Origin of the sequence: Butyrivibrio sp. AE3004, from assembly GCF_000703165.1 — a bacterium.
In the GTDB taxonomy this organism is placed as follows: Bacteria; Bacillota; Clostridia; order Lachnospirales; family Lachnospiraceae; genus Butyrivibrio.
The window spans coordinates 47,225-60,516 of sequence record NZ_JNLQ01000002.1 but is presented as its reverse complement, the minus strand read 5'-3'; the positions used below and the strand labels follow the sequence as shown (position 1 = coordinate 60,516).

Annotated in this window: 13 protein-coding genes and 1 pseudogene; 1 reads left to right on the top strand and 13 read right to left on the bottom strand. The window is 38.4% G+C overall.

What is annotated here, in order from left to right; translation table 11 throughout:
* Window positions 1–130: 130 nt before the first annotated feature.
* The 10 genes from dcm to BV60_RS0102505 form a co-directional block, all read right to left on the bottom strand.
* Window positions 131–1,516, bottom strand: coding sequence for a DNA (cytosine-5-)-methyltransferase (dcm, locus tag BV60_RS0102550; protein ID WP_029319280.1), 1,386 nt, complete (start codon window positions 1,514–1,516; stop codon window positions 131–133).
* A gap of 137 nt (window positions 1,517–1,653) precedes the next feature.
* Window positions 1,654–3,081 (bottom strand): Sau3AI family type II restriction endonuclease, encoded by a 1,428-nt coding sequence (locus BV60_RS0102545; protein WP_029319278.1) that lies wholly within the window; start codon window positions 3,079–3,081, stop codon window positions 1,654–1,656.
* A 7-nt stretch (window positions 3,082–3,088) separates the two neighbouring features.
* Entirely contained in the window at window positions 3,089–3,790 is a 702-nt protein-coding gene (locus BV60_RS0102540) for a hypothetical protein (RefSeq protein ID WP_051656467.1), read from the bottom strand.
* On the bottom strand, window positions 3,783–4,241 hold the full coding sequence (locus BV60_RS0102535; RefSeq protein WP_029319273.1) for a very short patch repair endonuclease: 459 nt from the start codon (window positions 4,239–4,241) through the stop codon (window positions 3,783–3,785). Before BV60_RS0102535 ends, BV60_RS0102540 begins: the two co-directional genes overlap by 8 nt.
* A gap of 61 nt (window positions 4,242–4,302) precedes the next feature.
* Window positions 4,303–5,046 (bottom strand): DUF6339 family protein, encoded by a 744-nt coding sequence (locus tag BV60_RS0102530; RefSeq protein ID WP_029319271.1) that lies wholly within the window; start codon window positions 5,044–5,046, stop codon window positions 4,303–4,305.
* Between the two features lie 5 nt (window positions 5,047–5,051).
* A complete protein-coding gene (locus tag BV60_RS0102525) occupies window positions 5,052–5,915 on the bottom strand; it encodes a hypothetical protein (RefSeq protein WP_029319269.1) in 864 nt (287 codons plus the stop codon).
* Complete coding sequence (locus BV60_RS23420; protein WP_051656466.1) at window positions 5,899–7,860, bottom strand: hypothetical protein; 1,962 nt, start codon at window positions 7,858–7,860, stop codon at window positions 5,899–5,901. Before BV60_RS23420 ends, BV60_RS0102525 begins: the two co-directional genes overlap by 17 nt.
* A 12-nt stretch (window positions 7,861–7,872) precedes the next feature.
* Complete coding sequence (locus BV60_RS0102515; protein ID WP_029319265.1) at window positions 7,873–8,097, bottom strand: hypothetical protein; 225 nt, start codon at window positions 8,095–8,097, stop codon at window positions 7,873–7,875.
* A 186-nt stretch (window positions 8,098–8,283) separates the two neighbouring features.
* Window positions 8,284–9,705, bottom strand: coding sequence for an NYN domain-containing protein (locus tag BV60_RS0102510; protein ID WP_242840931.1), 1,422 nt, complete (start codon window positions 9,703–9,705; stop codon window positions 8,284–8,286).
* A gap of 78 nt (window positions 9,706–9,783) precedes the next feature.
* Window positions 9,784–9,969, bottom strand: a complete 186-nt coding sequence (locus BV60_RS0102505) for a hypothetical protein (protein WP_029319262.1) — start codon at window positions 9,967–9,969, stop codon at window positions 9,784–9,786.
* Between the two features lie 437 nt (window positions 9,970–10,406).
* On the opposite strand from BV60_RS0102505, the gene BV60_RS0102500 reads away from it, so the two are divergent.
* Window positions 10,407–10,961: a helix-turn-helix domain-containing protein gene (locus BV60_RS0102500; protein WP_029319260.1), complete on the top strand. Its 555-nt coding sequence runs from the start codon at window positions 10,407–10,409 to the stop codon at window positions 10,959–10,961.
* A gap of 96 nt (window positions 10,962–11,057) precedes the next feature.
* Here the strand turns inward: BV60_RS0102500 and BV60_RS20785 are convergent.
* From BV60_RS20785 to BV60_RS0102490, 3 genes and pseudogenes are all read right to left on the bottom strand, one after another.
* A pseudogene (locus tag BV60_RS20785) lies at window positions 11,058–11,630 on the bottom strand (MT-A70 family methyltransferase).
* Between the two features lie 17 nt (window positions 11,631–11,647).
* A complete protein-coding gene (locus BV60_RS22975) occupies window positions 11,648–11,854 on the bottom strand; it encodes a hypothetical protein (RefSeq protein WP_156035923.1) in 207 nt (68 codons plus the stop codon).
* Between the two features lie 20 nt (window positions 11,855–11,874).
* On the bottom strand, window positions 11,875–13,272 hold the full coding sequence (locus BV60_RS0102490) for a relaxase/mobilization nuclease domain-containing protein (protein WP_029319258.1): 1,398 nt from the start codon (window positions 13,270–13,272) through the stop codon (window positions 11,875–11,877).
* Window positions 13,273–13,292 lie beyond the last annotated feature (20 nt).

Sequence of the window (13,292 nt, the reverse complement as noted above, 5' to 3'; positions counted from 1 at the left end):
TATTTCCTTCTTTTATACTTGCAATGACTATTGTACGACTAAGTAATATCTATAATCCCCTATAAAAATATTACAGATTCCAGAGGAATCATTTTATAGTCCCATATAAAGTCATACCATCCCAAAAACTTTATTCATTCTCAAAAATCTCTGAAAGCACTGGTTCCATTTTCTTTATCAAATCAACCACCAATGCGTTACCCATCATAAATTTTCTTTTATTTACTGGCATTTCAACTTTTTCTCCGTTAACAAGACATTCTTTAGTCCAATCTGACGGAAACCCCTGTATTCGCTCCATTTCTATCGGAGTTAGCAGCCTTATCTCACCTGTCTGCTTATCTCTAACGATATGTGTTGTCCTGCTAAAAGACCCTTCACTTGTAAGCATCGTCCTGGCAGGCTTATCATATTCATCAATCATAGGAATTGCACCTTCTGAGAACACATACTCATGTCCGTTCGCAGCAGTGCGGCAAAGTTTCTTTGCGCCCTTCAGGTATTGCCATGTCTGGCGTTCCTCTTTGGAAAGCCTTTCTTTTGTTTCATCACTATGAGTAATATCCGGGCTTGTATAATAAAGCTTCTCTTTAGGAATAAAGAATTGCTTATCAACATCACCGGTCTCCATGATATCCCCAAGTGTTCTCTGCTTTCCATCATAATCCGGAACTGTCTTGGCAGTGTAAATGGTTCCATCCAGCATCATTCCAGAATTCTCAAAAGTAAAGCTGAATGATTGCGACAACTCTCCTATCCCATTGGGAAGCTTCCCTACTTTTACGTACTTGGCATCAAGTGGCGCTACAGGAAATGCTGTTGCAAAAAAACCGCCTTTAAGTATCAACTTAGAAACGCTATGCTTATGGAGTTCATCACCATGCATTGATATATAGTTTGCATACCCAAGCATTCTCTTTGCATAATTTGTATCATTTCTATAAGCGAATATAAATGTACGTCTTCTGCGCTGCTGATATCCATATTCAGCCGCATTTATGACTCTCCACTCAACTGTATATCCAAGATCCCTGAAGCAAGCCAGGATGATACCAAAGTCACGCCCACGTTGGCTTGCAGGACTCTTTATCAATCTATCTACATTTTCCAATAATACAAAAGGGGAATTCTTCGCCTCAAGCATATCCCTGATATCCCACCAAAGGATTCCCTTCTTTCCTTCCAGCCCCTTAGATGTGGCAAGAGTTGAAGCTACAGAATAATCCTGGCACGGAAATCCGCCGACCAAAAGGGTATGATCCGGCACTTTTGTTTTATCTACAGCGTTGATATCCTCATTTGTTGTATCATTTCCATCAAGATCAAAACATGTTCCAAATCTATTAACATAGCAATCATGTGCCCACTGAGTCTTTTTATCTGCTGGTTCCCACTGACTAAACCATACAGTCTCCCATTTCTCAGGCTTTTTCGCATCTTCAACAGAAGATATTGAGTTCAGACCACATCTGAATCCTCCAACACCTGCAAATAATTCACAAACCTTTTTCTCCATACCGGACAAACTCCATTCCAAATAATATAGTAAAAATCTTACCACAGAACAGTGCTAGGATCAACACTTCTGATTAATCTCCACTAAAGATGATATCACAGAAGATAAAATTGATCAACTGGATCAATACGCTAAAATCATTCTTTTAATCCATCATTTATCTGTTCGAGGATATAAGTATTATTAAGCCAAAAGCACTGTTTTGGATATTGTCTCCCATCAGGAAGTTCATATGTATCTTTCGCATTCTTACCATGAGGCCTTACATGGCTGACGTGATTCTCTGATGCTTTAGGAAAATTATTCTGATATACTCCATTGACCTTTTCAAACTTAAGCCCTTCCTTTAGGATCCGTACTGTCCTCTCCCATACTGACTTTACTTCGACCTCAAGATCCTCATACGGGATATTCCAGAACTGGGCGCCTTTCAGTCTCAATGTGTCATCGGGATCAAACTTATAAACAACAAATAAGAATCTTGTCTCTCTGAGATAATTGCCAAAGGTAGAATTCTCCCAGTCTTCTTCGATGAGCTCTTTAAATTTGAATGTCGGGAAGGACATGCTCTCTTTGATCTTATTATTACTTCCAATACGGATAGTCTTTATAACAATACTAGCCTTTTCAAATTCTGCAGCATGATTTCCCTTTATGCCCAAAATTCTATATGCTAACAAGGCTTCAAGGCTCTTAGGTTTCTTGGAAGCATCTATATCGAACTTCACACAGAGATCATCCACAGAATATCCCGCAAAAGCATCTATCCTGTCAACAACGTAATCCTCAAAAGAGTCAACCACTTCATCTTTGATTATCGGCTCATAAGTATCTTTTCCGGGAACTATATAATTGTTAAGCACATAAGTCATATAGGAATTTTTGAATGCAAATGCTCTTGGCTTTGCTGGTTCATCGCTGAACGGTTGCTTCCTTCTGTTCATGGAAGTCGCAGCTTTGGGAGCTGCACCAAGATACATCGTATCCCCTTCAGAAAGTTCATGTGCTTTACCTGCCCTTATTTTAGAAACGATTATTTCATAATCATGTCGTATTATCTTAAGATCCTGCTCCGGTGGAGTGAACAGTTTAGCATACCCGATGTTGTAATCAAGGTTGTACTTTGCTTCCTTCATATAGAGATAATACACAAGAAGTATGAGTTTAGACTTGTTCCAGAAGTGGCTATGATCAAAGTCCTCATTAACGACTGTCATATAGTCTATCATTGTAAGAATGAGCCTTTCTTTTGCTGCAAGAGTCCCATTCTTATTGATTTTATAAGGTGTGACCTTCAATTCCACTCCCGCTTCCGGGAAATCCGCTCTGGCATCACTGTTACATGAATAATGGAAAAAGCATTCCTCGATGATCTGACCAAGATTGCCTTTGTTGCGTTTTACCTCGGTCACATCTGATTCTCCATATGTAGGTCCTTCCTCTCTAAGAACATTCTTATCGTCATCCATGATCTGACGGAATGATTTTCCTATCAATTTCTGAGCATAAGCTTCTATAGATTTTGGGTTAGTCCTGTCATATTCAAACTCAATTCTTATATCCATTCGTTTGTTACTCCTTAATGGTCGCATATCCATCCTGGGAAATGAGATAGATCTTTTTCGCGGATTCCTTTAGTACCTCTTTCCTGACGACCAGATTGATAGGTTTTTCTGCAAGCCTGCCTGAATACATAAACTTGACCTCATCGTTTATTTTTTCTTCCTTTTGACCATTATCACCCTCATACAGTTTTCTCAAGCGTTTTGCATATTCTAAAAGCCTGTCCCTGGTATATCCTATGCTTTCTATACGATTTCTAAGCTCTACTTTTTGGATCAACATAGCCTCAACAATAGTAAAATCATCTTTTCTCAGATTACCAATATCTTTTCTGACCCATGCGCTTTGCTTATTCTCACATTTTACATTTGGCCATATCAGCATATAATACTCCGTCATTAGGGCATCGTTTATAAACCATCCTTCAACTGGTTCTGAATGGCCACGCTGTATCGAATCAAGCTCAAATGCAAATGTCGGTATCATCGCATTACTATAATAAAGAGACGATTTCTCATCTATGAATATCTTCCTGCCACCCGTCTCGATACATACATCAATCCCTTTGAGCTGTGACTCTTTATCCTGCATCCGCGTGAAACGTAAAGGCCCACCATCCTTGGCATGCATTCTTGAGTACAGATAATCATCCATGAACTCAGCCAGACTCTTTTCTGCCTCCATATCCTGAAAACGTAAGGATTCAGTCAATTTCATCATCTCCTATTTTGTTGTCAAAGACAGCCTCTTCAATAACTCTGATACACTCATCTGTTTTCTTTAATATGTCTTTACCCCAAAAATGTATCACCGTCCATCCTAGATATAACAATTCCGCGTCTTTCTCTTTATCACGAGTACGATTTCTCTCTATCTTTTTTATCCAATAATCAGGGTTTTTCCCCTGTTCAAGTCTTGGTCTCAACACCTCCCAGTCTTTACCATGAAAAAACTCACCATCACAAAAAATGGCAATCTTGTACTTTGTAATGGCTATATCCGGACATCCTGGTATAGCCCTATAGTTTTTTCTATAGCGATATCCTTTTTCCCAAAGAGCTTTCCGCAAGATGACTTCTATCTTTGTATCCTTTCCATGGATCTTGCTCATATTGTGAGATGATTTTTCAGATGTAATCCCTTTAAATCTTGGTTCTTTCATTTGATAACTCCTGAATCATATGTATCACCATCCCAAAACCATATTCAAATTTACCAATTTCTCAAATCTGTCCATAAATTCTTTCAAGTCGGCCAGCCACCTTGCCTTTTACATCTTCCCGCGACATAGTATCCAGAAGTTGTGTCCCCCCAAGACAATTCAAATACTTATCCGACTCAACAAAATGGTATCTTCCGATTTTTTCTCCCCTATCCTCACGCTCTCTTATTGCATCTATTACCCCCAAAATCAGTTTTTTGTTAGCAGCAAAACCATTAGAAGATAGAAGCACAATCAATGACGCATAAGCATTTTCACAGACAAAATTAACCGCCTCATAATGCTTATCGCTATCAGCATCATATAGCAAAAAGCCTGTCCACCATAACCTAGCTAAACAATTAATAAAACAACTTCTCTTTGTGCCTCTCATAAATAAGAAAGAATTTAAAACGTCTTGTTTATCTCCAGATTCTAGTTCTTTACATCTTCTATATCTAACATAATCCCAGAACTGACAAAAAAGCATACCAGCCCATAGCCTTTCATCTGTAGCAATCGCTGGGCTTAAATCCTTAAGTGCTTCATATATTATCCTGACATTTTCCGCATCAGTAATAGTATAATCTCCCTCCGTAACAAACCTAAACTCATTGCATTGTACTTTAGATTCTTTTATCCATCCATTTTCTGAGAATCTTTTTATAAACCACCTATTCGTGTCATCTTCAAAGTGATCTTTATATTTTTCAAAATTGAGTTTAATATCATCAATAGCCCTTTGATCCAAATACATCAAAACCATATAGACTATCCCATCCTTTCACTTCTATCCTGTAGTTCTTTAAAACTTCTTGCTATAGGATCCGAAAAAACTTTCTGGCATACTTTGAGCAAACTATCATCCTCTGCTGAAATATTTTCAAGCTTACAATCATTTTTTTCCAACAGATCTCTGATTACCTGAAACCAGTGTCTTGAAGCAACATCTTCTTCATCCTTGCAAGCATGCATCCTCTGCAGCACAATCATCAATGCTGGCATAAGAACCAAACTAAAAGCTGTTGCTTTAAACCTATTTTTCCCCAGATTTCTATACAGATCATAAACTTCTTCCGTTAGTCCTATGATTATATGCTCATCATTATCGGTATTAACTGCTATGGATCCTCGCTTACTATCATTTAACTTCTCTATTGTAATAATGGACGGAAGCGAATCCAAATCTCTATCATCATTCTTTATCTTAAAATCTTTTGCTGTCCCTACAGCAATTATCTGATGGGCAGAAAGGTTAAAAGTCTGGCCCGCATAATCAGGATGGAATTTTTTAGAAGAAAACCCTTCTACGTTTTCAGTTAGCACCACAAACGTGCGTATTTCAATAACTTTAGATACTTCAGTACTATCTAATCTAAAACTCAAATAAGGTTCATACGATTTCAATATTGTCCTATAACATGTTGATGGGCATTCCACATGTGCAATAAATTGAGCCTTTTTGCTATCTATTAAGTTTTCAATATCTTCATTATCAAGCTCGAAGAATAGCTCTCCAGTAATCTCTGAAAATTGTGTTTTTACAACATACTCAACTCTGAACGATGAATCCAAGTAATCATCACCAAAATCGTTTAATATCGGATATGGAGACAAACTATCTTTTATTCGCATAATAATCCACCTCCATCATGCAGTAACCATCAAAATCCACCTTTAGCTCCAACGTAATTGTCTCTCCCTTTCTCATATCATCAAGCTGTACAGAATTGCCAATTATACCCGAAACAGCTGTTGATTCAGAGCCAGATACAATTGCTGCTTCTCTTATTGGCAAATCAAAATCGCTCTGTTCCCCAGAAATAGAAAATTTCAGCTTACCTTTTGATGCATCAGATGGAACAATCATTCTTAAGGTATATACCCCATCACTTGCATTCTTGCATATGAGTCTTTTTTTTACGCTTATTTCTTTATACGAAGTTGGATTTTCTTCCTGTTCTCCATGCCCGTTATCATTGTCTCCATTATTCGGTCCTGGCTCAGGTCCTGGATTTGGGCCTGGACCCGGTCCTGGATTTGGGCCTGGCGGATTTGGTCCCGGATTTGGTCCTGGCACAGGTTGTTTTTCATGGCTTCCGCTGCCAACTCCAGATACCATTTCATCCACATCAACTAAATCTAACGCTTTTGATTTTTTATTATTAGGAATTCTATCAGCAGTATCTATATTGATTATCCTCGTGCTTAATTCGTTTTTTTTCAGTTTTTCCTCTTCATCGCTAATAGTATCTGGCAAAAAATCGCTTGCTCCTATTGCATCCATTGATGTCGTATTATCCTTGGCAAAGCTATCTATTACACATCCTTTTATGTACCTTTTAAAATCAGCCAAAATTGCTGTATACCTTTTGACCTCTCCTCGACATCTTCCTGGCTCCCAAGCATCATGAGAAGGAACCTCCATCTTTTTGAATGCTTCATTCATATTATCGCCATCGATTATCATGACTCCAGAAAACTCAATGGATCCACTAATTCTGTTTTGTTCCAAAATCCGCATACCAGCTCGTCTTGTAATCAACACTTTCCTATTCAAGCCTTCTGATTCCTGCAAATATAACGTGCACTCTCCATCCTTAAATCCATACTTCTCACCATATACTTTTGAATCAAGCTTTATCTCTTTTATTGTAGGATCATTAGAAGTCAAAATATGATAGTAATCCAATAATTCCTTTGCCTCATCTGATTCATAAGGATTAATCGCTGCCATATATCTAGGAAGACTATTTTTATCTATAACCTTATCTTGGACTTTGACAGAAAGTTTACCTTTAATTATCGAAACCATGAAGTCAAACAGAACAGCATTCGTAAATGTTTTTTCAAAATCATCAACCTCATGCATTCCTATTACATAAATATCTGTCCCTGAACTGTTTCGCTCATAATCTGGATCAAACTGTGCCAATTCTGATATTGCAACAAATCTTTTATCATCCGAATAATAACATGTCCCAGTAGTTAAGCCACCAACAGATTCATCTTCAAATGACACTAGTTTTGCGACACCTATATTGGACAGCAATCCTTTGGTATCTTTTGACGAGTAAAATACCGTTCGTAAATCTGAGCATGCAAAAGACGCGGATTTTCCAATGCCAAAACTGCCACCTGACCCTTGTCCCTTATTAGATGAGCCACTCTCTTTTACAAGTCTGCTCCAACTTGTCCCTTTTTCACATGTATCAGATCCTTCTAACCCTATCGTATTATGGTCACTGATTCGTAAAACACTCACCTTTTTTTGTGATATGACCTTTTCAGCTGTCTCAAAAAACTTAAACGCATCCGGTTCGTTTCTATTACTTTTTTTGCATTTAGTAATAGCATCCTGCAATGTGTCAACATCTGGTATTCGTTCTCTAGGCACGTCAAACAAAACAAATTCAACCTCAACAGGTTTTTCTGTATTAGTCAGAACAGCATCTAAGGCGTTTTGGACGTTTTCACGTACAAGTGACTTATTCATGTTAGCTGTAAAAGTCTCTATTCCCGCATCATTTATTCCTACTATTGTAGAATTATTATTTGAAATATATCTCCAGCGTTTCATAATCACTTCTCCTTACAACTCAAACTTCTTATTTTTCTGTTTTGACTGATATTTGGCTTTAGTCAATCTAAGCTCATTTTCTATCGCAGAGAAGATTTTTCTTATATCCTCTTCACTATATTCGTAATTCGACTTATTGGCGCAGTTCCCGAGCAATCTAATCTGATCAATTATCTTATTTGTCCTACCCTCTGCTACTCTTTTGAAGCGTTCACTTTTTTCCTTTTCTGTCGACATATATATTCTCCTATTATAAGCAATACTTTGCATATATTAGACAATATATGGCGTATATTGTCAACATGTATTATATATTACCCCGATGTCAAAAAGGGCAATCCCCTGTAAAAGACTGCCCCAATAATCTCCGTTATTTATACTATCCATTATTATTTCAATTATTGTCTTAAAGTAAATCAAGTATTACTTTTTAAATCTATAAGACAACACTACCTCGCCATCTTCTTTAACATCAACTGATAGTTGATTCTTTACCTTCCTCTTGATGAAACCTTCTATCTCAGCATCGGTCATATGAATCCTTGTTCTATTAAGAACATCACACATCAACTCTTTCAGATTCAAATCAAGAGATGCCTTTACTGACCTTGCCAGTTCCTTCTGAATAGCCTCCATCTTAATATCGTCTGCTCCACCAGCATAGAAGCTATCTATATAACAATAGAAAACATCATTTTTTATTAACGTCTCTTTCAACGCATAGCTTGTCTTCTCATGCTCCAGCATTACTAAAAACTTCGCCTCAGGAAGTTCTTCCATCAATCCCCAGTAATCAGAGTCGCTTGATACCAGTACAAATGAATCCACATTATTTGTATAGAACTCCTTGCAGGTGCGAGCTGCAACCTTTACATCTGCCAGGGACTTATTATCCTTAAGGCGCTCTATCATTATGTACTCAACCGGAATCTTTACATATGATCCAAGCAGTTCCCATGCCGATGCAGCATGAATATCGTCGAACAAAATGATTTTCTCTATTTTTTGCAAACGCTCCGGTTCCAAATTCCTAATCGCAGCACACAGACTATATGGATCGGAGTTTTCACAATCAACTATAAATACACACTTATCACTGTTTTCAATAAAGGTATAAATATTTGCTTTTGTCTTCTCACTGACATCTGAAACCAGACTGAGATTCTGAAATTCATCATTGTTCCATCGATACAGTAATGTAACAAACTTCCTGTCATTAAGAAGTATGTTTCCCTCATCCTCTGCAGGCCAATTAAGATACTGCTTATAAGGATAACAGTTCATGTTTTCATAGTAATAAGCCGCTGCCTTTTTTGTTCCCTCTTCAGACAAACCATCTGGCATGATAAAAATGTCAGAAAGATAGTTCCAGTTAATCCACTCTGGAAAGAGATCCCTGCAGTTATTGATACGGCTCTTGATATTCTGATTAAGATTTATCAAGTAAGGCGTGGGCTCCTTCATATGAACATATATCTCAATGCCATCATCTGAAAGCTGCTGCATAGCATCCAATGGCATGTACTCAGGCATCCCAAGAATACTTCGACCTTCCTGTTGAATTCCCTGGCATACTTTCAGAAAATTATGTTCAAGCTGAGTCCTTAGTATGCATAGATTTCTTATGATGCGAGCCTTCTTATCCATCTCCAATTTCTTGTATATTGCAAGCTTTGGTGGCTCAGCCTCGTTTTCAAATATCCGTTTATTTATGCCAAGAAGGTAAGCAACCTTCGACACTATATCGTATTGCTCACCATGCAAATTGGCATGTTCCTGTTCATTTATCATTGAAAGCACATCAGAAAAATCTAATGATGTACTGCTATTTGCACTAATACCCATACACAAAATACCTCAAATTATATTATAAGCCGAAGCCCCCAGGCCAACTTATTAAAGATTGCTAAAAAGGATAAATTTTCACATATCATCAAGTTCACCCTCCAGGAAAAACCATCCCATAAGCCTGTCTTCGTCTCTCTCTCGTCTAAGCTGCTCCTGTTTACGATCAAACTCTCTGCAATCTTTCTTACTCATGCTGCTGACAAGATTTTTATACTGAGCATCAGGTATTCTTACATACTTATCTCTTTTTCCAAAAAACATAACTGCTCCTTTCTGCAGCTCACAAAGGGCATGCTATTAACATAAATATATATGTGGCTATTCCCAATAAAACTTTTATCTTTATACTCATGGCCGCCTCCTATGCTAAGTCACCGTCTCGTTTACAGAATTCATAGAACTCGCACGTCACACAAAAATGTTTACAAAACTTATTGTTTCTATGAATGCATTTCTTTATCCAATAAATCAGTCTGCTCATGGCTATCACCTCATTTGAAGCTCATTTCACCTTACACTCTATTAATGACATATCTCGAGTCCAATAAAAATGACAGTTCCATAAGTCCACTATTTATCTGAATCTGTAATCATTTTTCATTCGCAAAAAAATATAGAATTGTTGTTTTATGTCCTACACTTTTCAAAACTAATTCGATAAGCTTAATTCACAAATAGTTTACGGAGGTAATTTGAACATGAAAAGCAACGGTATCTCTGCAGATGACCGACATTTTTATAAAGAAATAGCAAAAAGACTGCGCATAGAAAGACTCATGAACAACCTAACTCAGGAAGAGATGGCTGAAATAATGGACGTGTCTCCAAGACATTATGGCAGGTATGAATCCGGGAGATATCCCATTCCCTTCGACAAGATAAGTGTTCTTCTCGAGGCCGGACTAGATTGCTACTATATAGTTACGGGAGAAAGATATTTTGACAGACTGTTCATAGATGGATTAACAAAAATGCCTGATGAAGAACTATTTGAACTCGCAAAAGATTTACCGGAGTCGTGCAAGTCATTACGGCCTGGTGAAGAATGCATCGCCGATATTATAACTGATCGCGAAAAAGCATGGAGTCTTATCATAAAAATAGTGTCCTATGGTCGTAACCATCATAACGATCCATACATAAGTGATACTTCCATTGACGGCTTGATAGCTCTCCATGCAGAGGAAATTGAACAAGCTCTTGCTGGAAACAAGCAATATGAAATGTTGAAGAAGGGATTTGCACAAGACTAGTTTTCCCACAAATAAAAAACACCGGAGGGCATCTCTGCTCTCGGGCATAATAGTCACTTCTTATTTACGTCATCTCTTATTGCTGGCAATAAACAATCATGCCACCAACTCCAAATCATTTTCCACTTCATTCCCCCAGGTATCCCAACCAGGAGTCTTTTGCCTAGCAAACAGTTCCACTCTTGAAACATCACCCATGAGATTTACGATCCTATCTCTTGTCTCTGCAGGCTTCTTACTATGCTCCTCGATGTGACTGATGATGACCTAATGAACATCCCTGCCAATTCTTTTTGGATGACCTTTGGTTGCAATGATGCACATCTCGACATTGGATCTTGTCCAATAGCCAAGGCCCATGAAAAGAGAATCCGATTTCTTATTCTGTTTCACCCAGACAAATGCAACTGTCTTGTAAGTAAATCCCCAGGCATCGATAACTGCAAACGCTTCACGTAAATTTGGAAATGTCACCCACATGAACAGCGCACAATTCTCCGCAGCAATATCCGCTACAGGTAATGCACAGATATCCTCTAGCTTCATGGTAGGATAATGTCTATCCGCATTTCTGCCCTTGCCTTTTTCAGAATGGACTCTGAATCTCCAGGGCGGATCCGCATAGATCACTTCGTATTTCTTTTTGTTATTTTCATTTTCTTTTTTCATTTTTAAAAATCCCCCTTTTAAAAAGCATCACCTGCCCCATCCCCGGTAAACCGGCACGCTAACGTGGCAAGTGGGGCAGATGTGTCCACATTCTGCTCACTTGTTGGGGCACATCCCCAATCCCCTCGCATCAGATTTGAAAATCTGACTACGCTTCTTCGAAGCTTTTTCTGGAAATAGCCACCGATGATTACCGGCAAAGAAACAAATATGGGCACCGCCATGGATAGCGATGCCCTGATGCTTAACGTGTATGTTCCTGATGTTTTGTTTCTTTCTGCTGACCATCAATGCCAAGTATCTTATCAATGTCATACTTCGCAACCTGATATGTCTGCATATCTTTTTTCACTTCTTTGTATTCTGCATAAGCAGTTTTCTTTTTCGCCAGGACTTCTTCATACTCAGCGGTCAACTCTTTTACCGAAGGAAGCTTTCCTTCTATCCTGTTAAAAGAATCCTTTGCAGCTTTGTGAGCCATGATATCATCCTTATGTTCTGCAAAAAACTTTTTGCTGTAGCCCGATTGTCTGTACTGAGTATACACATCCTTGGTCTTTCCATAGGTAATGATATTTCCACGAAGCTCTGAGATTTCCTTTAATCTTTTTTCATAAGCCTTTATATCGCTGCTGACTTTATCAAAGCGGTCTGCTTTATCTCCTGCTCTCTTTTCCAGCTCAGCATAACTTCTAAGTCCCTGCTCCTGAAAAAAGATAAGAGCCTTCATAACATTTTTTACATTGTACTTCTTTGCCCAGGTCTCATAGCCAGGACCTTTTCCCTTAGCAATGATGTCCTGAAGATTAAGGAGAAGGTCAAAACTATCATCCTTATATGAAGGTTTCTTTTCTTTGTTAAGGTCAGTCCCTTTAGCTACACCTTCAATTTTCTTCCTGAGCTCATCCTCCGTATATCCTTTACCCAGAGAACGAAATCTGATGAAGCGCTTCTGCCCTTTTCCTCTGACAGATGTATGCTTGCCTCTCTTAATCTCATAGCCCTGTGCCAATAATTCTGATAGAAAATCCTCAAATGTCTTTGGCTTTTTTGAAAGAGCAATGTCTACTGCATCACGAAGTTTGTCCCGGAAGCTCGGACCTCTGTCTTCATGGATGTATGTTGTCTTACTATGATATGGTTTTGGAGCAATGATGGAATAACCATTTTCCAAGCAGACGATATTACTAAGTCGTCCCAAAGCCATTCCCGATCCGAGGAAATCCCTGAACTTTCTATGACAATCAAGCGTAGTAGAGTTAAAGATCACATGATTATGAACATGAGCTTTATCAGTATGTGTTGCCACAACAAAAGCATGATTTCCTTTTGTAAATCTCATTGCAGTTTCATAACCGATGCGGTTCGCTTCCTCTGGTGTTATCTCGCCCGGACGAAACGACTGCCTTATCTGATATGCTATGACCTCATCTTTTCTCTTCCGACCTGTGATCTGCTCATAATTTCTTTTTGACAAAAGAAACTCTTCACTGGCTGTCTTTGGATCACACGCATATGAAGTTACATAAGTACCATCATCTGTTTTGTCAGGGTTCATAGCGTAATCAGTTCTCTCGCTGAGACACTTATGAAGCGTCCTGCCCTTTGTATGATGTAATGCAATCAGTCTTGTTGCTGCCATATTTCCTCCGTGGAATCAAA